The organism is Vibrio sp. S/42/10, assembly GCF_029890535.1.
Classification (GTDB): domain Bacteria; phylum Pseudomonadota; class Gammaproteobacteria; order Enterobacterales; family Vibrionaceae; genus Vibrio; species Vibrio cyclitrophicus.
In genome coordinates this window covers 1-24278 of the sequence record NZ_JAKMZC010000028.1, presented here as the reverse complement: position 1 = coordinate 24278, position 24278 = coordinate 1, and the positions used below count along the sequence as shown (strand labels likewise).

The window sequence follows — 24278 nt, the reverse complement described above, 5'->3', positions numbered from 1 at the left end:
AGAGAAAGTTGTATGACCCCTGAAGAACAACAACGTACTCGCCAAGGAATCTTGCTTGCCGTCGGCGCTTACACCATGTGGGGGATCGCCCCTATATATTTCAAATCTTTAAGTGACGTCTCCCCGCTAGAGATCCTTAGCCACCGTGTAGTTTGGTCTTTTTTCCTACTCGCTTTCTTACTGCATATTGGTCGCAGCTGGCGCAAGGTTCGTGACACCTTAACCTCAAAACCAAAAATGCTTTATTTGGTGGCGACTTCGATCTTGGTGGGTGCCAATTGGCTCATTTTTATCTGGGCGGTTAATTCCAATCATATGCTCGATGCCAGCTTAGGGTATTACATCAACCCACTGATTAACGTCTTGCTTGGGATGCTGTTCCTTGGCGAACGTTTACGCAGACTACAGTGGTGTGCGGTTGCGCTAGCGGCTGTCGGAGTCCTTATCCAATTGATAGCCTTTGGCTCAATTCCTATTGTCGCTATCGCATTAGCCTTTAGTTTTGGTTTCTACGGCTTGCTACGTAAGAAAGTTAGCTTAGAGGCACAAACAGGTTTGTTCATTGAAACCCTAGTAATGTTGCCTCTCGCTGCAACGTACTTACTGTTTATTGCCGATAGTCCAACCTCAGACTTATCAATGAACCCGATGCAGCTCAACCTATTACTGGTTGCTGCTGGTGTGATTACAACCATCCCTTTACTGTGTTTTACGGGTGCAGCTACGCGATTAAAACTATCGACACTGGGTTTCTTCCAGTACATCGGTCCAAGCTTAATGTTCTTATTGGCCGTGCTGATTTATGGTGAAGCCTTTACGTCAGACAAAGCTGTTACCTTTGCCTTTATTTGGGGGGCATTAGTGGTATTCAGCTTTGATGGTTTGAGTAACAACAAAAAGAACAAACAAGCTAAACAAAAGAACTGATCGTTTTTTACAAGACAACTGCGAGTGACGAAGATAAGCTTGGTTGAATTGATGACTATTTGACCAAGCTTTTTTGTACCATGGATAAAGTCCACTATTACTCTACACCGACAGAAGATATCAGCCTGATTAAAGCTCAATACCAAGAGTTCGCGTTTCAGCGTCACTATCATTTGGACTTTCACATTGGCTTAATAACAAAAGGCCAACAAAAGTTTGTCTATCAAGGTGCGAGTCACCATGTCGGAGCTGGCCAAGTTGTTATCATGCCGCCTGATGAGCTTCATGATGGGCACTCCAAACTCGATTCAGGTTATCAAGTCAGCGTATTTGCGATTTCTCCTCAATGGTTTCAAGATCTTGCCGATCCCAAGCTAAATGGTCATACATTAGGCTTTTCTGAGTTGATCCTCTCCGATCAAGCCGCTTTTTCACAATTGTGTAACCTACACCGTCTTTTAATAACTCAAAACGTCAGCCAACTCGCTCAAGACTGCTTACCTTTCGAAGGGTTTTCTACGATTGTCGATCGTTATGCAAAGTTTGGATCGAAAAGCGACATCAAACTGGGTAATCAATCGATTGATACGCTAAAAGACTATTTGATGGCGAATTTGGACCAGCCAGTTCGTTTAGAACAACTGTCAGACCTATGCGGCTTAACCACCACTCAGTTCCAACGCCACTTCAAAAATAAGATGGGTATCACTCCTTATGCTTGGCTAAGCCGTTTACGTATGGAACAGAGTATGCGCCTTATTAAATCAGGGATCTGTGGCACCATGGTTGCACACCAAGTTGGCTTTTATGATCAAGCCCATTTCTCCAAGGCCTTCAAAACCACATTCGGTGTCCCACCATCACAAATCAACTAAGTGTTGATAATTTACAATTGCTCCATTTCAAATCACGGTAAGCTACGCTCAATACGATTACTTATTTTAAAATAGCTGCAAGGTTATTGAGAACGAACAATGAATGAAGTCACCATATTGATCACCCTAGCCTCTATCCACTTCATCGCTTTGATGAGTCCCGGCCCTGACTTTGCGTTAGTCGTGCAAAACGCGACACGTCATGGTAGACAAACAGGCTTGTACATTGCTTTAGGATTGTCTTGCGGGATATTACTGCACTCACTGCTGAGCCTAACGGGGATAAGTTACTTGGTCCACCAGCAACCGACTCTATTTGCGATAATCCAACTAGCAGGTGGTAGTTACTTGTTGTACCTAGGTTATGGCGCTTTGAAAGCCACTTGGTATACGATCCAGCATCACGATGACGACACTGATTCTGTTCATTCCACAGATCTCATTCTTACCAACAAGCGTGAGGCGTTTTCTAAGGGTTTTGCCACTAACATTCTCAACCCAAAGGCTTTGGTGTTTTTCATTAGTTTAATGTCGAGCCTAGTGCCTGCTGACATGTCTCTTTCAGGTAAAGGTTTTGCTCTGCTTATCTTATTTGGCCTGTCGCTGTTTTGGTTTTCACTTTTAGCTTGGATGCTATCTACTAAAGCCTTACAGAAAAAATTACATGAAGCGACTGTCTATATCGATGGCTTGTGCGGCGCTGTATTCACCATTATTGGCGTCAGTATTTTGTGGCAATCAGCCTCATCACTACTGCTCTAAATTAGAACAAAGATTACAATTAATTAACAATACACTGGCTAAATGTTATTTCCACTGTCAATCTAGCTCTGCATATTAAAAGGAGAAGATCATGCAGTGGAAAACAAAACTAACAACCCTCGCTACTTCTACCCTACTTTTTGCTTCCCATGTCAGTTGGGCAAATCAAGCTGCCGATGCCGTCGCGCCTGAACAAAGTAGTGGTTTAGAAACTAAACAACTCGTCAAAGCCAATGATTGGATGGTCACCGCAGCTAACCCATTGGCGACACAAGCAGGCGCAGACATCCTCGCCCGAGGTGGTAACGCGATTGACGCCATGGTAGCGGTACAGCTTATGCTTGGCTTGGTAGAACCTCAGTCATCAGGTATTGGTGGTGGCGCGTTCCTTGTTTATTTTGATGGCAAGGACAAGCAACTCAAAACCTACGATGGTCGTGAAACTGCACCACTTGATGCTACACCACGTCTATTCCAAGACGAAAACGGCCAACCGCTTAAATTCTATGATGCGGTAGTTGGGGGTCGCTCAGTTGGTACACCCGGTACGGTTCAATTATTGTGGGATACCCACCAGAAATACGGCAAGCTAGAATGGGCCTCACTCATCAAGCCTATCGCTCAACTGGCTGAAAAAGGTTTTACCATCAGCCCACGCTTAGCCACCTTGATCGAGAACGACCAAGAACGTCTAAGCCGCTTTGCCACCACTAAAGCCTACTTCTTTAATGCCGATGGCAGCCCGAAAGCAGCTGGCATGCAACTTAAGAACCCAGAATACGCGGCAACGTTAAACGCTATCTCAAAGGATGGCGCTAAAGCCTTCTATCAGGGTGAGATCTCTGCCGACATCATCAATGCTGTGCAAACTGCCAAAGGCAATCCGGGCGTATTGGCACAGAAAGACTTCGACGCCTATTCAATCAAGCAACGTGAACCCGTTTGTTCCGCTTATGAGAGCTACGATATTTGTGGAATGGGACCACCAAGTTCAGGTGCATTAACGGTTGGGCAAATCTTAGCGATGACCGAGCAATTTGACCTCAAATCATGGGGACCAAACGACGCAAAGTCTTGGCAAGTATTAGCGGATGCTTCTCGCCTAGCCTTTGCAGACCGTGGTATGTATATGGCAGATCAAGATTATGTACCTATGCCAACCCAAGGGTTAGTCAATACTGACTATTTGCAGGAACGAGCTCAGTTAATTACCGCAGGTAAGGCACTAGCAAACGCACCTTCAGGCACACCACCGTGGGATCATGTAATGCAAAGAAGCCAAGATGTCTCTATTGAACTGCCGTCCACTAGCCACTTCAACATTGTTGATAGCGATGGCAATGTCGTATCAATGACCACCACCATTGAGAACGCATTTGGCTCACGCCTAATGGTGAGAGGCTTCCTGCTCAATAACGAACTAACGGACTTCTCATTCAAAACGCACAATAATGGCAAACCTATCGCGAACCGACTTGAACCGGGTAAGCGTCCACGCTCTTCGATGGCTCCAACCATCATTATGCAAGATGATAAACCTTACATGGCGATTGGTTCTCCAGGCGGCAGCCGTATCATAGGTTATGTAGCACAAGCGATCATTGCGCATACCCAATGGGACATGGATATTCAGCAAGCGATCAACCAACCGCACTTCCTAAACCGCTTCGGTAGCTTAGATTTGGAAAAAGGAACATCAGCGGAAAACTTCAAACCTGAGCTAGAAAAGATGGGATTTGAAGTCAACGTTCGCGATCTTAACTCGGGTTTACACGCCATTCGCATCACAAAATATGGCCTAGAAGGTGCTGCAGACCCTCGTCGTGAAGGTGCTGCGATTGGCCAATAGGGAATAATCCTCCCTTTTTACTCGCTGCCTTGTGCGAGATCTCTCACAAGGCAGTGAGTAAATATCTCTATTTAACTGAGAAAATAAGCACTTAATAATCTTAACTATTTGAAATAAAACAAAACGTACATTTATCATTCAAATAATTATATAGAAATTCTCTTATGCACCATTGCTGATAAATGGGAGATCGGTAATATGAATGGTGTCGGAAGGATGCTGACACGGAACAGGAAACGCCAAGGACTTGGTTATCTTCAGGATGAAGATTCGATTACTCAGGATGAATAATCGGCATGGATAGCGAAATGGACATTGAATGGACGCAATAGTAACTAGGATGGTTGCTACTAAGGAAAGACAATGGACACCTCTGGACGAGGAAAGGACTGAACATCAGGATGATGTAAAGGACACCGCTCAAGGAACAAGTGACGCGCGCTAACGAGGATTGTTGGCAGATCAGGATAAGATCAAGGACACCGCTAGGAAGGCGATGAAAGGAATACGCTGAAGGATAACAGCACACTATCATGGATTTGATGCATGGAGCACACTTAGTAGCCGGATTGCTGCGAGTAAGACTACAGACCCCGATGAGCGCAAGCTCTCGGGGTTTTTCTTTATCCATACTTCTATTTATTACTTTCCAATTAACCTTTCCGCTCTAAACCTCACCAAACATCACATACGTTTAATTACAATTCTGACATTTAAATCATTCACTTCTTAACCACTTCCGAGTAACGTAAGCTTTACTAGGCTCAACTAGTTTCATAACCATAATTAAACTAAGGACAATTCATGTCACACGTTACCTTCAAAGGCGCTGCTGTAGCTCTAACAGGCACATTCCCAAAAACGGGTGAAAAGTCTCCAAGCTTTGCACTGACTGCAGGCGATCTTTCTGAACTGACTCTTGCTTCTCTTGAAGGCAAGAAAGTGGTTCTAAACATTTTCCCAAGCATCGACACCGCAACTTGTGCGACGAGCGTACGCACGTTCAACGCAAAAGCGGCAGAGCTTGAGAACACGGTTGTTGTTTGTATTTCTGCTGATCTTCCGTTTGCTGCGGGTCGCTTCTGCGAACTAGAAGGCATTGAAGGCGTTCAACACGCTTCGACTTTCCGCTCTCCTACTTTCGCATCAGACTACGGCGTAGCGATCGCTGAAGGCCCACTATCTGGCCTAACAACACGTGCAGTTGTATGTGTTGATGAAAACGGTGTGGTAACACACAGCGAGTTAGTTGCAGAGATCACTGAAGAACCAAACTACGAAGCGGCACTTGCAGCACTGTAAGTCTTACTTTAAGGCAGCAATGCCTTAGGCTCGTATTAACCTAATTTAGGTCAGTATAAAGCAATAAAAAGAGCAGCCATTGGCTGCTCTTTCTGTTTTTAATAATGGACGGTTTTTAGATGTCGAAGTAACAGGTTAAAGCTGCTCTAAACGAGCATAAGCCGTTACTAACCACTTGATGCCTTCACCATTAAACGCGACTTGAACTCGGCTCTGCGGGCCACTTCCCTCGAAGTTGATGATAGTGCCTTCACCAAACTTAGGGTGCTTAACGCGAGAACCCAAACTAAAGCCTGTTTCGTTAAAGTTCTCTTTCACGGCGGTTTGGCTAAAGCGACCGCTGCTTGCAGGACGGCTCACTTGCGCTTTCATACGCACTTCATCCAGACATGTCTCAGGCAGCTCACGAATAAAGCGTGACGGTTTGTGGTACTTGTCTTGCCCGTACAAGCGACGCATCTCTGCGTAAGTTATGTAAAGCTTCTCCATCGCACGCGTCATGCCTACGTAACACAGGCGACGCTCTTCTTCTAAGCGCCCTGCCTCTTCTGCAGACATCTGGCTTGGGAACATACCCTCTTCAACGCCAACCATGAATACCATTGGGAACTCTAGGCCTTTGGCACTGTGCAGAGTCATGAGCTGAACCGCATCATCAAACTCGTCAGCCTGACCTTCACCTGCTTCCAAAGCCGCATGAGTTAAGAACGCCGTTAGCATGCTCATTTCATCCGCTTCTTCTGGCTTTTCAAACTGACGCGTTGCCGTTACCAATTCTTCCAAGTTCTCAATACGTGCCTTCGACTTTTCACCTTTCTCTTGCTCGTACATCGCAAACAAGCCCGACGATTTGATTACGTGGTCGGTTTGCTCATGAAGTCTCAGTTCTATGGTGTCATCTTCAAGTGCATTGATAAGCTCAATAAAGCGGCTCAAAGCACCTGCAGCACGGCCTGGTAACACTTGTTCTTCTATCAGAGCAACACTGGCTTCCCACATGGTTGCACCACGATCACGCGCTGCAAGACGAATCGTTTCTAAGGTTTTATCACCCAAGCCACGCGTTGGCGTATTTACGACACGTTCGAATGCCGCATCATTGCTTCGGTTACTCATTAAACGCAGGTAGCTCAAAGCATCTCTGATTTCCTGACGCTCGAAGAATCGCATGCCGCCGTAGATTCGGTAAGGTAGACCACCTTGGATAAGCGCCTCTTCAAGCACACGAGATTGGGCGTTGTTACGATAAAGCATCGCGGTATCTTCTAACGCACCGCCTTTCTCTTGCCACTCTTTGATTTTGCTGACCGTGAAGCGCGCTTCATCTAACTCGTTATAAGCCGAGTAAACTGAGATTAGTTCGCCATCGTTGCCATCGGTCCACAGCTCTTTACCCATACGCTCAGTGTTGTTCGAGATAAGCTCATTCGACGCCTGAAGAATGGTTTTGGTTGAACGGTAGTTTTGTTCGAGTCGAACCGTTGAAGCGCCTGGGAATTCATCCAAGAACTTCTGAATATTTTCAATTTTAGCGCCACGCCAGCCATAGATAGATTGGTCATCATCACCCACGATCATCACGCGACAATCCGGGCCTGCCATCATGCGAAGCCAAGCGTATTGGATGTTGTTGGTATCTTGGAATTCGTCGACAAGAATGTGCTTAAAGCGAGCTTGGTAGTGCTCGCGGATGTGTTTCTTATCGCGCAATAGTTCATGCGATCGCAACAAGATTTCAGCAAAGTCGACCAAGCCAGCACGATCACATGCCTCTTGGTAAGCCGAGTAAATCTTTAACCACGTTTGAGTGATTGGATCATGGTAGGCGTCAATATGACTTGGGCGTAGCCCTTCGTCTTTTTTACCATTAATCCACCAAGAAGCTTGCTTGGCTGGCCACTGCTTTTCATCAAGGTTTTGCGCCTTGATTAAGCGACGTAGTAAACGAATTTGATCATCTGAATCAATGATCTGAAAATCTTCTGGCAGTTTTGCATCTAGGTAGTGAGCTCGAAGAATACGGTGACAAATACCATGGAAGGTACCGTTCCACATACCTGACGAGCTACCCATCATCAACTCTTCAATACGACCACGCATCTCTGCTGCCGCTTTATTGGTGAAGGTGACTGACATGATAGAAAACGGCGATGCTTGCTCTACGCTTTGCAGCCAAGCAATACGATGCACCAACACTCGCGTTTTACCACTGCCAGCACCTGCCAGAATAAGTAGGTTTTCTAAAGGTGCTGCGACCGCCTCACGTTGTTTGTCGTTTAGGCCATCGAGTAAAAGCGAAGGATCTATCATTGGATATGCTCACTACTGGGTATTTATACATAAAAGTCGATTATAACCTAAACACTAGGCTGCGTTTAGGATAATAAGAAGAAAAAACAATCAAAAAATAACATCATGTAATCAGTAACTTAATAGATAACACATCATTAATATTGATATTTTTTATAATGCAGTGAAATTATTTCCGAGTTCTTCCTATCCTTTTTAGTAAGCAAGTTAACAACTTATTAACCTGCGATATAAAAATACTATTAAGTCCTAGAGGGAATGACTATGAAAAATTCTAATCTTGCTGTTACAGCTGCAATCACAAGTGTACTAGCGTTCGGCGGTGCAGTTCTTACATCAGCGCCTGCAGAGGCAGCAGCAAAAGAAAAATGCTACGGCGTGGCAAAAGCTGGCCAAAATGATTGTGCAACCAAAACAAGTTCATGTGCAGGTACAGCAAAAGAAGACAACCAATCCGATGCATTCGTAGTCGTACCTAAAGGACTTTGTGGCAAATTATCTGGTGGTAACACTCAATCATCATAATTGAGCTGATAAGTATGGTGAGCTGATATCCAGCTCACCTCCACTTTCTATTAGGAGAATCGTTGTGACTCAAACTCTTCACCCCAATACAGGGGTTGGCCTTAGAACACCTCACTTAGACTTCTTTAGCCAAAATCCAGCTTTAATAAGTTGGTTAGAGGTTCACAGCGAAAACTACTTTCAGCCTCAATCAAAATCGCGTCAGCAGCTCAGAGTAATACGTAATGACCACAGTATAAGTTGCCACGGCGTTGGGTTGTCTTTAGGTTCTTTTGAGCGTATTAACCCAAATCACTTACTGCAGCTAAAAGAACTCATCAATGACATAGAGCCGTTTTTGGTTTCTGACCATCTAAGTTGGAGTCAGATTGGTGGTCACTACTTCAATGATTTATTACCACTGCCGTATACCGAAGAGGCATTAGAGGTCTTCTGCCGCAATGTCATCGAGGTCCAAGACAGCTTGCAACGCCCTATGCTAATTGAAAACCCATCGAGCTACCTTGCCTTCAAGCATTCAACTATCCCAGAGTGGGAATTTTTGGCTGAAGTACAGAAGCGTACCGAGTGTCGCTTATTACTCGATTTCAATAATATTTTTGTCTCATCTTTTAACCATGGTTTCAGTTGTGAAGAGTACTTAAGCGGAATTCCTGCAGACAAAGTGGAAGAGATTCACTTGGCAGGTTTTACCAAAAAGAAACTCGAACAAGGTGAGATCTGGATAGATACCCACAGTAAACCAGTCTGTGACGAAGTGTGGCAACTCTACACACAATGGATAGCACAACATGGTTTGCGCCATACCTTGATTGAGTGGGATCTAGACATCCCAGAACCACAAGTCTTATTGGCTGAAGCAACCAAAGCCAGTGATATTTTGTATCAACACGACAAGTTCAACCCAAGGAGTCGCGCATCATGAGCCACTCCCTAGCTGACGTTCAGTCGGAGTTTGCTAACGCCCTGCGCTACCAAAACAATGGTGATCACTGCGACATAGTGAGCGACCATTTTACGGATGAACAGCGAATCCAAATTTACCGAAATAACTTTGTGATCAGCTTGAGCGAAGTACTGGCAGCGACGTACCCACTGACTGAAATGCTGGTTGGTGAAGAGTGCTTCCAACAAATGGCTCGCCAACATGTCTTAAGTTATCCATCAACCTCTGGTGATGTCAGCGGTTATGGGGAACACTTTGAACAGACTATCCAAACCTTTCCTACCGTTATTGAGGCTGCTCCTTATCTCGCTGAAGTGGCTTTGTATGAATGGAAAAAAGATAGCTTGGTGAGATGTATTTCAGAATCACATGTCGACCAACGCCCCCTTTCTTGTTTAGCTGATGTGCCACAAGAACAGCAAGGCGCTTTGGTCTTCCATCTCAAAGATTCAATAACGCTAGTTAATTCTAGCTATACGATTATCGCGCTTGAGCAAGCTATCTACCAGCAACAACTTGACGGGTTAGACATCAACCAACCTGAATTAGGAGTGTTAATCAGAACCGAGAATTCACAGGTTGAGAGCTATCGTTTGACGGAAGAATGCCACCAACTATTAACTGAATTGCAATCGGGTCAAGCACTCGCTCAGATTAACCCTTCACTACTACAACACCTTAATACTGTAATGGCTCTCGACGTCATCTCAGGCTTCTCACTCAATGATGAATTGGAGACATAAAATGGATAACAACACGGTCACAAACATGATGGCTCAATACGATGCATTGATTGAGAAGTCACAATCACTTTTTGTTCCTCTGCTACTTTTGTTTTGTCGCTTATGGGTGGCTTGGGTATTCTTCAATTCAGGACTCACCAAAATAGCCACATGGGATAGCACCCTTTATTTGTTTGAGTTGGAATACCAGGTGCCATTGCTGCCTTGGGAATTAGCAGCTTACATGGGTACTGCCGCAGAATTGATTCTGCCTGTTTTCTTAGCACTAGGCCTATTAACACGACCGATGGCAGCAGCGTTATTCGTATTCAACATCATGGCTGTCGTGTCATACCCTGTGTTGTGGGAGCAAGGTTTCTATGATCATCAGTTGTGGGGATTAATGATACTGGTCGTCGTCGTATGGGGAGCCGGACCTATGTCGCTTGATCGAATATTAAGAAAACAATTCGCAAGCTAGATCTATTTTGCATCGTCCTTAAATTAACCTAGCCCTAAACGCAAAAAACCACTCAATCGAGTGGTTTCTTTTTATCTGGGATAAACTACTTGTTTAGAAAAGCTTGTAGTTCTTCAGCAGAGATACCTTGTTCTGCTAACTCTTTTGCTAATAGCTGAACTTGTTCACCTTTACGAGACTCTACCACACGCTGGAATTGGTAAATAATATCTCGCAAAGTATCGATTGGAACTTGTTTTGCCGCACTGCGAATACGCTCTTCACTTTGGTTTCCTAGCTCTTTAAGCAGTTTACCAAACATGACCTTTTCAGGTGCATCTTCCATTTGTTCTAAGATGCGCGCCATTTCGTAGGTTGTTAATGACATTACAGTATTTTCCGTTGTGGTACTAACGTTTCAATGAGTGACAAATATACCATGTTTTAACGTTTCGAAAACCGCCATTTGTATATTTTATCACCCTTGTAACTTATGCCTTTGCAAACGTCGTATGCCACGACTTACCCGCCTTGCTCGCAAGTACCAACAATGCTGGCACAATAAGGAACATTTGTAGCGCAATCATCACTTGAGACGTTAAATCAAGACGTTGCATGGTACCAACAAGTAGCCCTGAACCGCTCATTTGGAACAAACCAAGCAGCGCAGCAGCTGTACCCGCACGGTCACCAAAAGGTTCTAATGCCTTACCCGCAGCAGCGCCAAGAATCCATGCAAAACCAACCGAAGATAAGAAAATAGGCAACATAAATGCGAACGCTGTCGCTTGATCAGCAAGCACCAACATAATCACCCCAGCTAAGCCAAGTGTGGATATACCAACAACCAGGGCTTTATAGGTACCAAAGCGATCCATAAACTTCGGCGCTGTGAATGCTGCGATGATATTAATTGCCGCGTTTACACCAAACCAAAAGGTAAATTCGTTCATCGTCAAACCTAGGTTTTCCATCAACACAACAGGTGCAGAGGTAACGTAAGCAAGGATTACCGCCATCGCCATCAAGCATAAAGTGGCATGGAAGATAAATGACGGTGTTTTCAATACCGACCAGTATCGCTCTAGCTTAAAAACTGCAACCTTTTCTGTCGCAGGGTTAGACTCTTTCATTTGGAAAAACAAAATGGTGCCGACCACAATCGCAAAGCCAGCCATGAAACTGAAGTTCGAGCGCCAACCAAACTGTTGAGTCAACCAAGCACCAAGGATCGGCGCTAATGCAGGAATAAAGCAAATTGCACCGTTAAGGTAACTGATCATTCGCCCGCTCTTCTGCGGGCCAAATAGATCGCGAACCGTTGCAAAGGCTGCTACAGAAGTCGCACAAGCTCCTAAGCCTTGTAACAGCCGAGCTATTAGCATCATATCAATCGACTGAGCTGCCCACGCCAAGCAAGCACTCAGTGCATAGATACTAACACCTCCCAATGCAACGGTTCGACGTCCTAACTTATCAGCCAAAGGGCCTGCAAATAATTGCCCGACACCCATGGCGAATAAAAACCAAGTAATCGTATCTTGTGCTAGTGCATGTTCCACGTGAAACGCTGTCGAAATTTGTGGCAGTGCTGGTAGATAAATATCAATAGCCAAAGGGCTAAATAGAACCAGCATTGCAAGTAGTGCAACCTGCAATTTGCTAGGATTTGGAAGCGCGTTAGAAGGCACAAGATTCTCCGAATGAATTAATTTGGGTGCATAATAACGGACTAAAGATATGAATAGAAATGGCATATACTCATTAGTATTATTCCAAATTGGAAATTCATATGAATATCGAGAAACTGTCACGCATCGACCTAAACCTATTAGTTTGTTTACAAGTGTTGATGGAAGAGCTGAGTGTCACTCGCACCGCACATAGGCTGTGCTTGAGCCAATCAGCAGTGAGCAAGTCGCTAGCCAAGCTTCGTGAACAATTTAATGATCCCCTTTTTACGCGAAGTGCTCATGGCCTAAGACCGACACCGAAAGCTGTGTTCCTCAAGCCTCGATTAGAAACGCTGATCAATCAACTTGATATGCTTACCCAACCGGAAACTTTCATTCCCAACAACAGCGACCATAGCTTTCACATTGCTGCCGTTGAGAGTGTTTACCCGCTGATTCTTCCGCACTTCTTACCGGCAATATTTCGACAAGCACCTAAGGTCAATATCAACACCCACGCGTGGACAGAACAAACCTTTAAGAAGCTGCAGCTTGGCGAACTAGATATCGGACTCACTGGCAAAGACATCGACATCAACGATGCGCGTTTAACTATGCTGCCGCCAGACGACATTTGCGAACAAGAGATCTACCGCGACGCACAGATGTGTGTGCTAAGACGCAACCACCCTGCTCTGAGTGGTAAATGGGATCTGGAAACCTACCTTGCGCAACGTCATGTACAGGTAAGGTGCGATGGTAACGACCGCTGGCTGCTCGACTACAAACTTGCCGATCTTGGCCATCAACGCGATATCGCGATTTCTGTTCCAGACTTCAATAGCGCTGCAAGCCTATGTACCTACACCGACTTTGTGTTTACCGCACCAAGCCACTTTACTTATCTCGTCGCTAAGCAACTCGACTTAGTGGTTGTTCCTTTACCAATGGAGTTCCCACCGATGGCATACACTTTGTTTTGGCACCGTGACAGAGAAAATGACCCAGCCTTAACTTGGTTGCGAGATATCATCAAAGAAAAAACTCTGCACCTTAGATAAAAATGGCGTACAGCGTTTGCAGCAAACGAACAAAAGCGCTAGCTTATTGACCTAATAAGTCCCCTCACCTGTATATCGACTGTGAGTGTTAACAAGGACCCTAACAATAAGGATAAAACACAGATGCACAATATCACTGCTGAACGCGTTGCTGCGGTTCGAACTTGGCTTGAAACAAACAACCTAGATGCCGTTATCATTCCACACGAAGACGAATATCTAGGTGAATACGTTCCTGCTCATAACGAGCGACTTCACTGGTTAACAGGTTTCACTGGCTCTGCAGGTGCCGCTGTTATCACTCGTGAAACTGCTGCTATTTTTGTTGATGGTCGCTACACCGTTCAGGTTCGTAAGCAGGTACCAGCAGAGTTATTTGAGTATCGCCACCTTATTGAAGAACCGGCTTTAGATTGGATCATCAACTCATTGCCTCAAGGTAGTAAGGTTGCATTCGACCCACGCATGCACACCGCTGCTTGGTTGAAAGGCGCACAAGCAAAACTAGCGGAGAAAGTTGAGCTAACAACGTTATCAGCAAACCCGATTGATGCGCTTTGGTCTGACCGTCCTGAGCCTGTTGTATCTGATGTTCGCCTAATGGCAACAGATGCCGTTGGTCAATCAAGTGAAAGCAAACGTGCGGAGATTGCTGGCTTACTAAAAGCAAAAGGTGCGGACGCCGCTATCCTTACCGAGCTCGATTCGATCTGTTGGTTGCTTAACATTCGTGGTTTGGACGTATCTCGCCTACCTGTTGTACTGTCTAATGCAATCATTCACGCTGATGAAAGCGTCGATTTCTTCCTAGACCCAGCACGCATCCCAGCAGGCTTTGAAGCACACGTTGGTAATGGTATTCGAGTTTCTCACCCATCAGAGCTTGAAGTGCGCCTTCAGTCTTTAGAAAATAGAAATGTATCTGTAGATTCAAGCACGAGCAATGCTTGGTACACGCTTGTTCTGCAAAACGCTGGCGCTCACATCATTGAAGCAGCAGACCCATGCCTAATGCCAAAAGCTGCTAAAAACGCAACTGAGATTGCAGGTATGAAAGCGTGTCACATTCGAGATGGCGTGGCGATGGCGAAATTCCTGTCTTGGATTGATGCAGAAGTCGCGCAAGGTAACCTGCACAACGAAGCTGTACTAGCAGACAAAGTACAATCATTCCGCGAGCAAGACCCGACGCTGATGGACCTAAGTTTTGACACGATTTCAGCTGCAGGCGGAAACGCAGCTATGTGTCACTACAACCATGAGAACCAACCTGAACCAGGTAAGCTAGAACTGAATACTCTGTACCTAGTCGATTCAGGCGGTCAGTACTTAGATGGTACAACGGACATCACTCGTACTATCGCGATTGGCCAACCAAGCGACGAAATGATTCAACAGTTCACTCTCGCACTTAAAGGTCATATCGGCATCGCACGAGCTCGTTTCCCACAAGGCACTCGTGGTTTCCAACTTGATATCCTAGCGCGCCAGCACTTATGGGCTGAAGGCTTCGACTACGACCACGGTACTGGTCATGGTGTAGGTCACTTCCTAAGTGTTCATGAAGGCCCACAAAGTATCTCTAAGAAGTTAATCGACGTGCCTCTAGTTAAAGGTATGGTGTTATCAAACGAACCAGGTTACTACCGTGCTGATGAATTTGGTATCCGCATCGAGAACCTAGAACTGGTTGTTGAGCTGCCAACTCAGGGTGACTTCTCTGTATTGACGTTTGAATCACTAACTCGTTGCCCAATCGATAAGCGCAACATCAATGTTGATTTGCTAACACGACCTGAACTGGCATGGCTGAACGACTACCATCAAAAAGTATGGAGCGACGTTAGCCCATTAGTTGAAGGTGATACGTTGGAATGGCTACGTCAATCAACGACACCATTAGCTCACGCTTAATAGCTTTCTAGGCTGTTTACTTAACCAAAACAAGCTCGCTAAATTAGATATAAAAACGGCTACCTAAAGGTAGCCGTTTTTGTTTGTCGATAGCATCCCATCGATGTTTCACGTGGAACATCAACCAAACGTTGATTAACCAGAATAGGCACTGTGCCAGTCTCGCCACACTGGGTCGAAACCACGCTGACGAATCATCGACTCAACATCGGCAGCACTTCTCTCATCACTTATCTCAAACTGTTCGAGTTCTTCCTCACCCGAAGCATAACCACCAGGTTGGGTTTTTGACGCAGCCGACATACTCGTGATTCCTAATGGCAACACATTGTCGCGGAAGGTTGCTGACTCACGAGTAGATAGAGATAACTCGACCTCAGGGTTTAAGAGTCTATATGCGCAGATAAGCTGAACCAACTGTTTATCGTTCATGACCGACTTAGGCTGCAAGCCTCCATTACCGTCTCCACCCTCGCACGGGCGAAGACGCGGGAATGAAATTGAATAGCGAGTCTGCCAATAAGTGCGCTCCAGGTAATCCAAGTGAGCAGCAACAAAGAAGCAGTCGGTTCTCCAATCTTCCAAACCAATCAAGGCACCAATACCTATCTTATCGATCCCCGCTTTTGCCAAGCGATCAGGAGTTTCAAGACGATATTCAAAATCCATTTTATTGCCACGTAGATGATGCTCAGCGTAAGTTCTTGGCTGGTAAGTCTCTTGGTAAACCATAACAGCATCTAAACCGAGAGATTTAAGCTCTGCGTAATCATGTTGATCAAGCGGCTGCACTTCCATTGCAAGGTAGTTAAATTGCTTTTTGATAGTCGGCAACACCTGTCGAAAGTAATTCATCCCGACCTTAGTTTCATGTTCACCGGTGACCAACAAAACGCTATCAAACTTCATCTTTTTGATAGCCGCACTTTCGGCATCAATTTCATCCAAAGTAAGCGTGCGGCGCTTGATACGATTCTCCATTGAGAAACCACAATACGTGCATGCATTCGCGCATAGATTCGAGAGATACAAAGGAATATAAAGCGACATTGTATTACCAAATCGCTTACGAGTTAGCGCCAACGATTGTTGTGCCATCTGCTCTAAGTAAGGTTCTGCCGCCGGAGAGATCAGAGCCTTAAAGTCTTCTAGGTCGCGTTTGGGTTTACTCAGAGCACGTTCAACATCCGCTGCCGTTTTACTGAAGATAGACATACCAATATCATCCCAGTTGAGCTGTTTAAATCGATCAACAAACGTCATGGCAATATTACTCGTCTAGAAATGAAGTTAACGGACTGGAAGCAACCGCGTGAGATACCTGACCAGCGAGACCAGCAAGGTAAGCCATACGACCTGCTTCAACTGCCAACTTAAAAGCAATCGCCATATCAACAGGTTGTTGGGAAGCCGCAATCGCCGTATTCACTAACACTGCATCTGCGCCCATTTCCATTGCGCGAGCAGCATGAGATGGTGCACCTATGCCTGCATCCACAATCACAGGGACATTCGCTTGGTCGATAATGATCTCTAAGAAGTCTGCCGAAGCGATACCTTTGTTTGAACCAATTGGGGCACCTAGCGGCATAACCGCAGTACAACCCACCTCTTCCAAGCGTTTACACAATACTGGATCGGCATGACAGTAAGGCAACACAATAAAGCCATCTTTAACCAGTTGCTCAGCAGCTTTAAGCGTTTCAATTGGGTCTGGCATCAAGTACTTTGGATCTGGGTGAATTTCCAGTTTGAGCCAATTTGTGCCTAGAGCTTCACGAGCCAAATGCGCAGCAAAGATGGCGTCTTTTGCATTCTTAGCACCTGACGTATTCGGTAGTAAGTTCACGCCAGCATCAATGATGGGTTGTAAAATGTCGTCTTGCTCAGAGCGAATATCAACTCTCTTAAGCGCCATAGTTGCCAATTCCGAACCTGAGGCCTCGATAGCACTCGCCATCAATTGCTTATTGGCGAACTTACCCGTTCCAGTGAAGAGTCGTGATTGAAACGTTTTATCTGCGATAGTTAACATGGTTAGCCTCCTGCAATGGCTTGGAAAAGAGATATAGCGTCGCCTTCATTAACGACTGTTTGTTGCCACTGGCTACGCGGGACAACCGCATTATTGATTGCAAACACACAACCTAGATCAGGTAATGCTAGAACTTGGATAATGTCCGCTAGAGACGACGAGTGTGCTACTTGTTCTGATTGTTCGTTTATCGAGATAGTTATATGGCTCATTGGATTTCTTCTTCTAAATGCTTAACTACAGACGCACTGCACACAAGACATTCACTATCTTGAGTGACCATAAGGTTTTGCCAATTCATCGTCTGGCCATCGAACAGTTTGAGTTGATGTGTTGTGACCTGAAACTCACCACGAGTTAGACGTTGAATAGCAGCCAAAGCTTGAAGGTTACCTATGGTGCCAACAACTGGGCCTATGATGCCGCTATCGCTACAACGCGTCGTTTGTGGATGCTGTCTGAACGGGAACAAGCAGTGATAGCACCCTTTCTGATTCTGATAATCAAATACAATAAACTGGCCTTTCCAGCCAATTGCAGAACCCGATATCAAAGGTGTATTAGTTTTAAAACAAGCTCGGTTAACCTGCTGGCGTGACGCGAAGTTGTCAGTACAATCCAACACGAGATCAGCCAACATGACTTCTAATTCAAGTTGGCTTTCACTCATTCGTTGGTTGATGGTTCTTACTTGGCTTCGACCATTTAGCTCATTCAGTTGCTGTTTAAGTGCTTCGACCTTAGGTGAACCTAATTGGTTTTCCTTAAACGCGACTTGTCTCTGCAGGTTGGACGAATCAACACAATCGTCATCGACCAAAACAATTCTTCCCACACCAGAAGCTGCGAGATAAAGAGACGCGGCATTACCTAAGCCACCACAACCAATCAACAACACATGACTATTTAGTAAGTTGCGTTGCCCTTGCTCACCCACTTCAGATAACGCAATTTGTCGTTGATAACGAATGAATTCAAAGTCACTCAGCATAGCTAGGCTCCGACATAACCTCTTCTTTGAGAGTTGAAGGTTTAGACGTCATCTGTTTTTCGAAAAATTCGATCACTTTCTGTGGGTCTTCCGCCAATGTAATCGCACGTACCACCGCCAAGCTCGATACCCCACACTCCCACACCTGCTCGGCTGTCGATTGGTCAATACCGCCAATAGCAACCGTCGGATAGCCAGTAAGTTCTTCTGTGTATGGGATAGTATCAATCAGCTGTTGATACAGAGATAAACGAACTAAACCCTGAGGTTTCGATGGCATCTGTTTAGTTGTTGTTGGGAAGATATGCCCTAGCGCAATATAGCTTGGGTTGATTTGAACAATGCGTAGCAACTCGTAATAGCCATGAGTCGAGAGTCCGATCTTAATACCCGCTTGGCTCAACTGTGAGAGGTTTGATTCTTCAATATCCTCTTGCCCCAAGTGAACACCAAAAGCGTCATGCTTGAGTGCAAGCTGCCAGTAATCATTGATAAAAACTTGAGCGTTATGCTCTCGACCAAGCTCGATAGATCGTGTGACTTGTTGTTCTAAGTCCGCTTGATGCGGGTTCTTAATACGTAGTTGGACAGTGTTGATTCCAAGCTTGAGTAATCTTTCGATCCACTCAACATCATCAACTACGGGGTATAAACCGAGGCTACTCTTATTCAATTCAGGAAAATAAAGTGATGTTCCTTGGTTAGCCCAACCTACGCTTATGTCCAACCGTTGATCTTCAAGAACAGGGATAGGAAAGTCTTGATAATGTGCTGGCCATGTTCCACGTGAAACATTCGATGCAGCGCGAGCTAAAACTAGTGCGTCTTCTAATGGGAATTCCAGCGCCAACAAAGTAAGTAACCAAGCAAAATGACCACTACTATCTAATTCTTGATGAGCTGTAGTTTCACTCTTAATGACACGATTAGCATCTAGGTGAGACCAAATATCCATTACAGATGAATCATCTGAGACACCAATATAGATAGTGTTTGGAGATTGTGTAAAGGCACCACAAACGTCAGTTAGCGCGACAGAATGACTGTAATCAACAACATGATTCAGTTCCGCTAACTTACACTCCGCCAATGAATCAACATCATGAACGAAGCCAATAGATAACGCCTGCTGAGCATCAACGATAGAGAAGTATTGAGTTGGGCTTACGCCCAACTCAACTGTATCGGTTGCCAAACCTTGTCGCTTAGCAACCAATAGACAGTTCTGCACCTCTCCCGTTAACTCAATATTTTGAGATGGGATGAGTATCTTCACTGTCATTATTCCTCTAATTGAGCTTCTTTTGCACCTACTGCAGGGTGGTAAAGTTCAGAGCCGGTATCACGGAACTCTTGTGATTTCTGACGCATCCCTTCCAACGGGTTATCCAACATCTTAATTTCGATAGCCTGATCAGCCGCCACTTGTTCGGTGTCTTTCGCATACTCTCGTACTTCCTGAGAGATCTTCATCGAGCAGAATTTAGGTCCACACATAGAGCAGAAGTGAGCAACCTTACCCGACTCTTGTGGCAGGGTTTCATCGTGGAAAGAACGCGCGGTTTCCGGATCTAAAGCTAGATTAAATTGGTCTTCCCAACGGAATTCAAAACGCGCCTTTGATAATGCATTGTCGCGGATCTGTGCGCCCGGATGTCCTTTTGCCAAGTCTGCTGCATGCGCTGCCAGCTTATAAGTAATCAAGCCAGTCTTCACGTCTTCTTTGTTTGGTAAGCCTAGGTGCTCTTTAGGGGTTACATAACACAGCATCGCACAGCCGTACCAACCAATCATGGCCGCGCCAATTCCAGAGGTAATATGGTCGTAACCAGGTGCAATATCTGTCGTCAGTGGACCTAAAGTATAGAAAGGCGCTTCGTGGCAGTGCTCTAACTGCTCGTCCATATTCTCCTTTATTAAGTGCATTGGCACATGTCCAGGGCCTTCAATGATCACCTGAACATCATATTCCCAAGCCACTTTAGTCAACTCACCTAGAGTACGTAACTCCGAGAACTGAGCCTCATCATTGGCATCTGCAATAGAACCAGGGCGTAGGCCATCACCCAATGACAGTGCAACATCGTACTTCGCACAGATCTCACAGATCTCTCGGAAGTGGGTATAAAGGAAACTTTCTTGGTGATGAGCAAGACACCATTTCGCGATAATAGAACCACCACGAGAAACAATACCGGTCACACGTTTAGCCGTCATCGGAACGTAGCGAAGCAACAAACCAGCATGGATAGTGAAGTAGTCAACACCTTGCTCTGCTTGTTCAATCAAGGTATCGCGCATCACTTCCCAGTTAAGGTCTTCGGCTACGCCATTCACTTTTTCAAGCGCTTGATACATAGGAACCGTACCAATTGGCACCGGACTATTACGCAAGATCCATTCGCGAGTCTCGTGGATATTGCGGCCGGTGGAAAGGTCCATCACGGTATCGCCACCCCAACGAGTTGACCATACTAATTTCTCAACTTCTTCTTCAATCGAAGAGCTTACTGAAGAGTTACCGATATTGGCGTTCACCTTCACTAAGAAGTTTCGGCCGATAATCATCGGTTCTGATTCTGGATGGTTGATGTTTGAAGGAATAATAGCTCGGCCTTCAGCAACCTCTTTACGTACGAACTCAGAGGTAATTTCTTTAGGTAGGTTCGCGCCAAAGTTATGGCCAGGGTGTTGATGGTTCAGCTGCTCATCAGCGAACTTCTGGCGTCCCATGTTCTCACGTATCGCAATGTACTCCATCTCAGGAGTGATAATCCCCTGACGAGCATAATGCAGCTGAGTAACACATTGACCTCCAGTCGCACGACGAATTCTAGGTAGGTTGCCGTAACGAAGGTCGTCTAGAGTTTCATCTTCTAAACGCTCTTTAGTGTAAACAGAGCTTACATCATCTAACAGTTCCGTATCACCACGCTCATCAATCCATTGCTCACGCAACTTAGGAAGGCCGCTATACAGGTCTATTTGATGTGTAGGGTCAGTGTAAACACCTGAGGTATCGTAAACTTGAATGGGTACATTAGGTTCGAATACAGGCTCTTTTTTGGTACCGCCAACAAGGCTATCAGCGAGTGATATTTCTCGTACAGGGACTTGAATGTCCTCGCGAGATCCTTGGATATAAGCTTTTTTTGAATTTGGATAAGGTTGTACGGATAAAGAATCAATGAAATTCTTCGCTTCCAGTCTTGCTTGTTTACGACTCGACATAGCATTTTTCCTTGGCTTTTAGCCATTATTTATAGGGATAAAAATGCTTGACGGATTAGATGCTACAAGAGGGATCACAGCAAGAAAATGCAGTTGTGATCTGGAGATAGATCTCTAGAAGGATTCTAGTTAGATATCTACTCTTGTTCCCTTCGCAGGTATTAGCCTGATCAGGTTCAACGGATCCCGAGTTAACGGTCTCAGCCATATGGCACTCCGACAAGTACTACCGAGTATATAAAAACGGCTTGGATAAACCAAGCCGAGTTGTTAACAAACCGTAAGAAAGTTTTAAGACTTTATCAGAAGTTGGAAACCGATCCATGCTGCAGAGATGCTGAGAACCACGTTGAGTAGCACATTGAGTCCCATCTTAAAGAAAGCACCCTGCTGCATAAGAAGCACGTTATCCATCGAAAATGTAGAAAATGTAGTCAATGCTCCAAGGAAACCAAGACCGATGATCTGTCTCCATGGTTCTGTCGCAACCATCTCATTCTCAAATGCTGCGATGAGTAATCCCATAATTAAAGAGCCAATCACGTTAACGGTCAGCGTACCATAAGGAAAGCCACGCCCTAGCATCACTACACATAACTCTGAAATCAAATAGCGCGAACAAGCACCAAATGCGCCACCAATGGCAATAAAACCTAAAATAGATAACTGACCCATGAATCCTCCCAAACAATAGTCCCTATATTCTAGCTTTACCGCCGATAAAAGCGAGGGTAGAAACTAAGAATGCATGCGCAAATATTAAACGTTACAGGTGTCACTTAACTTCGATATATCCCATTAAACCCGTTTTCATGTGTTCTATAACATGACAGTGATACATCCAACGTCCTGGGTTGTCTGCAACAAATGCAGCTTTAGCTCGGCCGTTTCTTCCAAGTAGCACTGTATCGGTATGGAAAGGTTCTTCAATTTTTTTACCATCAAGTTCCAATACAGTAAATGTATGACCATGAATATGAATCGGGTGATGATATTGAGTGACGTTCTTAAGATCGAATATGTAAGTCTTACCCAACTCTAAAGTCGCCAATGGTTCAGGAATATTGTCTTTGCTCATTCCTTCCCATGCTCTTTTATTTGTTAGCCAAAACTTAGGCATCGATTTTCCATCTTTGGATACTGGAGAAACAGCCCCTTCCCATTCAAATAAAAAGTCGATCTCTTCAGCATTAGCAAGATCTAGGTTGGGCACTGGATTCAATGGTAGTAATGGCAACGAACGTCCTTGAGCAAATGCTGAATCTACGACTTCAAATTCACACAAAGAAAATGGGAAACGCCCCTTCATATGGAGAACGTTAACTCGCTCACCAGCTTTAGGAGCGATCAGTCCGATATCAACACGCATACCCGGACCAATTTTATGTTGAGTCAGTTTATAAGGCGTTTTTACAGGATTACCATCGATGGCTATAACCCATGCTTCAGCCCCTTCGACAGCAATAGGGTAAGTGATCGTATTATCGACATTAGCAATACGCAGTCTAGTCGCTGCATACTGCTTCAACTGATATACGGGTTCATGGACTCCATTAACACTACTCCACTCCCCAGGAGTGCCCATACGAGCACTGAGTCGTGGGATCATTAAATCTTTCCATTGACCCTGCTTGTCGATGTGCCAATGCTTAAGCATCAATGCGTGTTCTTCATCGAACCGTACTGGATTGCTCTCTTCTACGATAATAAGACCAACTAAGCCCATACCAAGCTGCTTCACGCTATTCATGTGTGGGTGATACCAAAACGTACCGGCATCTGGCGGCGTAAACTCATAAATGAATGTTTCACCTGGCATGATTGGTGGCTGACTTAAGAAGGGAACCCCATCCATTTCGATAGGAATTCTTAAACCATGCCAATGAATAGTCGTCGGCTCTGATAGCTTATTCGTAAAGCGGATCGTGACCTTTTCACCCTGTCGACATCGAATCGTTGGCGCTGGAATCTGGCCATTGAAACCCAAAATATTGGTATTAAATCCCTTCACTAACTCTGCTGTTGAGGGCTCAGCAGTTAAGTCATAAACATACTTTCCTTGCTCATCAGCAGACCGCTTCATTGAACAAGCGGGTAGTACTGTTAATGCAGATATAGCGAGAGATGATTGAATAAACTTACGACGGGAAATATCCATATTTGTTGCCTTTTAGTAATAACGACCAAAATGTAACAAAATATTGAGAATAATTCTCATAAAGAAGTGTGGATTGTGTTGTTAATTGCTTATAAAAGAGACTGAGATAAGTAAGCACTTACATTTCTAAGACAATATTCTATTCAAGGTAGGTAATTATCAATTAAAAATCGAACAAATATAAATCAAAAAGACTCTAGGATTTCTGCTTCGATGGGGATCAATATAGTCGACTTGGCTGACACTCCGGTCCTCAACGTCACTTTGAAAAAGTGACAGATACAAAAAAGCTCCAGCATTTCTGCTGGAGCTTTAAATATGGCAGGGGTGGAGAGATTCGAACTCCCAACACGCGGATTTGGAATCCGCTGCTCTGCCAATTGGAGCTACACCCCTAAAACTTTATCTTGCTTCAGATTCGAAAAAACCTCGCACTAGGCGAGGTTATCGAATAAGTGGCGGAGTGGACGGGACTCGAACCCGCGACCCCCGGCGTGACAGGCCGGTATTCTAACCAACTGAACTACCACTCCGCAG

General features: G+C 45.0%; 22 protein-coding genes, 2 tRNA genes and 1 riboswitch. Of the genes, 11 read left to right on the top strand and 13 right to left on the bottom strand.

Features of this window, described 5'->3' with window-relative positions:
* The first annotated feature begins 12 nt into the window (after positions 1-12).
* The 5 genes from rarD (at position 13) to tpx (ending at position 5715) form a co-directional block, all read left to right on the top strand.
* Positions 13-927, top strand: a complete 915-nt coding sequence (gene rarD, locus L8S15_RS20820) for an EamA family transporter RarD (protein ID WP_010440687.1) — start codon at positions 13-15, stop codon at positions 925-927.
* A gap of 80 nt (positions 928-1007) precedes the next feature.
* The gene (locus tag L8S15_RS20815) at positions 1008-1802 is read left to right on the top strand and encodes an AraC family transcriptional regulator (protein WP_010440685.1); all 795 of its coding nucleotides are present in this window, start codon (positions 1008-1010) and stop codon (positions 1800-1802) included.
* Between the two features lie 99 nt (positions 1803-1901).
* A complete protein-coding gene (locus tag L8S15_RS20810) occupies positions 1902-2564 on the top strand; it encodes a LysE family translocator (protein WP_010440683.1) in 663 nt (220 codons plus the stop codon).
* A 91-nt stretch (positions 2565-2655) separates the two neighbouring features.
* Complete coding sequence (gene ggt / locus L8S15_RS20805; RefSeq protein ID WP_010440681.1) at positions 2656-4413, top strand: gamma-glutamyltransferase; 1758 nt, start codon at positions 2656-2658, stop codon at positions 4411-4413.
* 804 nt (positions 4414-5217) lie between these two features.
* Complete coding sequence (gene tpx, locus L8S15_RS20800; protein WP_010440678.1) at positions 5218-5715, top strand: thiol peroxidase; 498 nt, start codon at positions 5218-5220, stop codon at positions 5713-5715.
* Positions 5716-5850: 135 nt separating this feature from the next.
* Here tpx and uvrD read toward each other — a convergent pair whose 3' ends face one another.
* On the bottom strand, positions 5851-8025 hold the full coding sequence (uvrD, locus tag L8S15_RS20795; RefSeq protein ID WP_010440672.1) for a DNA helicase II: 2175 nt from the start codon (positions 8023-8025) through the stop codon (positions 5851-5853).
* Positions 8026-8289: 264 nt separating this feature from the next.
* Here uvrD and L8S15_RS20790 point away from each other — a divergent pair, with 264 nt between their 5' ends.
* The 4 genes from L8S15_RS20790 (at position 8290) to L8S15_RS20775 (ending at position 10699) form a co-directional block, all read left to right on the top strand.
* Complete coding sequence (locus L8S15_RS20790) at positions 8290-8550, top strand: DUF2282 domain-containing protein (protein WP_004736650.1); 261 nt, start codon at positions 8290-8292, stop codon at positions 8548-8550.
* Between the two features lie 64 nt (positions 8551-8614).
* Positions 8615-9475, top strand: a complete 861-nt coding sequence (locus L8S15_RS20785) for a DUF692 domain-containing protein (RefSeq protein ID WP_010440667.1) — start codon at positions 8615-8617, stop codon at positions 9473-9475.
* Positions 9472-10239 carry a DNA-binding domain-containing protein gene (locus L8S15_RS20780; RefSeq protein ID WP_010440665.1) on the top strand — a complete coding sequence of 256 codons (768 nt, stop codon included), beginning with the start codon at positions 9472-9474 and terminating at the stop codon, positions 10237-10239. Before L8S15_RS20785 ends, L8S15_RS20780 begins: the two co-directional genes overlap by 4 nt.
* A gap of 1 nt (position 10240) precedes the next feature.
* On the top strand, positions 10241-10699 hold the full coding sequence (locus L8S15_RS20775; protein WP_010440663.1) for a DoxX family protein: 459 nt from the start codon (positions 10241-10243) through the stop codon (positions 10697-10699).
* An 85-nt stretch (positions 10700-10784) separates the two neighbouring features.
* On the opposite strand, the gene L8S15_RS20770 is transcribed toward L8S15_RS20775, so the two are convergent.
* Both L8S15_RS20770 and L8S15_RS20765 read right to left on the bottom strand, forming a co-directional pair.
* On the bottom strand, positions 10785-11066 hold the full coding sequence (locus tag L8S15_RS20770; RefSeq protein WP_004736654.1) for a hypothetical protein: 282 nt from the start codon (positions 11064-11066) through the stop codon (positions 10785-10787).
* A 103-nt stretch (positions 11067-11169) separates the two neighbouring features.
* Positions 11170-12369 carry a multidrug effflux MFS transporter gene (locus tag L8S15_RS20765; RefSeq protein WP_010440662.1) on the bottom strand — a complete coding sequence of 400 codons (1200 nt, stop codon included), beginning with the start codon at positions 12367-12369 and terminating at the stop codon, positions 11170-11172.
* A 101-nt stretch (positions 12370-12470) separates the two neighbouring features.
* Between L8S15_RS20765 and L8S15_RS20760 the strand changes: the two genes are divergently transcribed.
* Both L8S15_RS20760 and L8S15_RS20755 read left to right on the top strand, forming a co-directional pair.
* The gene (locus L8S15_RS20760; RefSeq protein WP_010440660.1) at positions 12471-13412 is read left to right on the top strand and encodes a LysR family transcriptional regulator; all 942 of its coding nucleotides are present in this window, start codon (positions 12471-12473) and stop codon (positions 13410-13412) included.
* Positions 13413-13535: 123 nt separating this feature from the next.
* Positions 13536-15326 (top strand): aminopeptidase P family protein, encoded by a 1791-nt coding sequence (locus L8S15_RS20755; protein ID WP_010440658.1) that lies wholly within the window; start codon positions 13536-13538, stop codon positions 15324-15326.
* A 135-nt stretch (positions 15327-15461) separates the two neighbouring features.
* On the opposite strand, the gene thiH is transcribed toward L8S15_RS20755, so the two are convergent.
* The 10 genes from thiH to L8S15_RS20705 all read right to left on the bottom strand — a co-directional run bounded on the left by thiH (position 15462) and on the right by L8S15_RS20705 (position 24274).
* Positions 15462-16589, bottom strand: a complete 1128-nt coding sequence (thiH, locus tag L8S15_RS20750; RefSeq protein WP_010440657.1) for a 2-iminoacetate synthase ThiH — start codon at positions 16587-16589, stop codon at positions 15462-15464.
* A 7-nt stretch (positions 16590-16596) separates the two neighbouring features.
* Positions 16597-17361: a thiazole synthase gene (locus L8S15_RS20745; RefSeq protein ID WP_010440655.1), complete on the bottom strand. Its 765-nt coding sequence runs from the start codon at positions 17359-17361 to the stop codon at positions 16597-16599.
* Positions 17362-17363: 2 nt separating this feature from the next.
* Complete coding sequence (gene thiS / locus L8S15_RS20740) at positions 17364-17573, bottom strand: sulfur carrier protein ThiS (RefSeq protein ID WP_010440653.1); 210 nt, start codon at positions 17571-17573, stop codon at positions 17364-17366.
* Complete coding sequence (locus tag L8S15_RS20735) at positions 17570-18352, bottom strand: HesA/MoeB/ThiF family protein (RefSeq protein WP_280574962.1); 783 nt, start codon at positions 18350-18352, stop codon at positions 17570-17572. The genes thiS and L8S15_RS20735 overlap by 4 nt, the downstream gene beginning before the upstream one ends.
* The gene (locus L8S15_RS20730; protein WP_010440648.1) at positions 18342-19634 is read right to left on the bottom strand and encodes a thiamine phosphate synthase; all 1293 of its coding nucleotides are present in this window, start codon (positions 19632-19634) and stop codon (positions 18342-18344) included. The genes L8S15_RS20735 and L8S15_RS20730 overlap by 11 nt, the downstream gene beginning before the upstream one ends.
* The gene (thiC, locus tag L8S15_RS20725) at positions 19634-21583 is read right to left on the bottom strand and encodes a phosphomethylpyrimidine synthase ThiC (RefSeq protein WP_046209652.1); all 1950 of its coding nucleotides are present in this window, start codon (positions 21581-21583) and stop codon (positions 19634-19636) included. The genes L8S15_RS20730 and thiC overlap by 1 nt, the downstream gene beginning before the upstream one ends.
* 130 nt (positions 21584-21713) lie before the next feature.
* Positions 21714-21812, bottom strand: a riboswitch (TPP riboswitch).
* A 62-nt stretch (positions 21813-21874) separates the two neighbouring features.
* On the bottom strand, positions 21875-22258 hold the full coding sequence (crcB, locus tag L8S15_RS20720; RefSeq protein ID WP_004736665.1) for a fluoride efflux transporter CrcB: 384 nt from the start codon (positions 22256-22258) through the stop codon (positions 21875-21877).
* A 100-nt stretch (positions 22259-22358) separates the two neighbouring features.
* Positions 22359-23741, bottom strand: a complete 1383-nt coding sequence (locus L8S15_RS20715) for a multicopper oxidase family protein (RefSeq protein WP_016783726.1) — start codon at positions 23739-23741, stop codon at positions 22359-22361.
* A gap of 319 nt (positions 23742-24060) precedes the next feature.
* Positions 24061-24137 (bottom strand) — tRNA-Trp (locus L8S15_RS20710).
* A 60-nt stretch (positions 24138-24197) separates the two neighbouring features.
* Positions 24198-24274: transfer RNA gene (locus L8S15_RS20705), tRNA-Asp, on the bottom strand.
* Positions 24275-24278: the final 4 nt, after the last annotated feature.

Coding starts and splice junctions, on each gene's coding strand:
- L8S15_RS20790 (WP_004736650.1), top strand. CDS start 8,290: ATGAAAAATTCTAATCTTGCTGTTACAGCTGCAATCACAAGTGTACTA.
- L8S15_RS20775 (WP_010440663.1), top strand. CDS start 10,241: ATGGATAACAACACGGTCACAAACATGATGGCTCAATACGATGCATTG.
- thiH (WP_010440657.1), bottom strand. CDS start 16,589: ATGACGTTTGTTGATCGATTTAAACAGCTCAACTGGGATGATATTGGT.
- thiC (WP_046209652.1), bottom strand. CDS start 21,583: ATGTCGAGTCGTAAACAAGCAAGACTGGAAGCGAAGAATTTCATTGAT.
- uvrD (WP_010440672.1), bottom strand. CDS start 8,025: ATGATAGATCCTTCGCTTTTACTCGATGGCCTAAACGACAAACAACGT.
- L8S15_RS20780 (WP_010440665.1), top strand. CDS start 9,472: ATGAGCCACTCCCTAGCTGACGTTCAGTCGGAGTTTGCTAACGCCCTG.
- L8S15_RS20715 (WP_016783726.1), bottom strand. CDS start 23,741: ATGGATATTTCCCGTCGTAAGTTTATTCAATCATCTCTCGCTATATCT.
- L8S15_RS20745 (WP_010440655.1), bottom strand. CDS start 17,361: ATGTTAACTATCGCAGATAAAACGTTTCAATCACGACTCTTCACTGGA.
- rarD (WP_010440687.1), top strand. CDS start 13: ATGACCCCTGAAGAACAACAACGTACTCGCCAAGGAATCTTGCTTGCC.
- tpx (WP_010440678.1), top strand. CDS start 5,218: ATGTCACACGTTACCTTCAAAGGCGCTGCTGTAGCTCTAACAGGCACA.
- L8S15_RS20730 (WP_010440648.1), bottom strand. CDS start 19,634: ATGACAGTGAAGATACTCATCCCATCTCAAAATATTGAGTTAACGGGA.
- L8S15_RS20815 (WP_010440685.1), top strand. CDS start 1,008: ATGGATAAAGTCCACTATTACTCTACACCGACAGAAGATATCAGCCTG.
- crcB (WP_004736665.1), bottom strand. CDS start 22,258: ATGGGTCAGTTATCTATTTTAGGTTTTATTGCCATTGGTGGCGCATTT.
- L8S15_RS20810 (WP_010440683.1), top strand. CDS start 1,902: ATGAATGAAGTCACCATATTGATCACCCTAGCCTCTATCCACTTCATC.
- L8S15_RS20770 (WP_004736654.1), bottom strand. CDS start 11,066: ATGTCATTAACAACCTACGAAATGGCGCGCATCTTAGAACAAATGGAA.
- thiS (WP_010440653.1), bottom strand. CDS start 17,573: ATGAGCCATATAACTATCTCGATAAACGAACAATCAGAACAAGTAGCA.
- ggt (WP_010440681.1), top strand. CDS start 2,656: ATGCAGTGGAAAACAAAACTAACAACCCTCGCTACTTCTACCCTACTT.
- L8S15_RS20755 (WP_010440658.1), top strand. CDS start 13,536: ATGCACAATATCACTGCTGAACGCGTTGCTGCGGTTCGAACTTGGCTT.
- L8S15_RS20735 (WP_280574962.1), bottom strand. CDS start 18,352: ATGCTGAGTGACTTTGAATTCATTCGTTATCAACGACAAATTGCGTTA.
- L8S15_RS20760 (WP_010440660.1), top strand. CDS start 12,471: ATGAATATCGAGAAACTGTCACGCATCGACCTAAACCTATTAGTTTGT.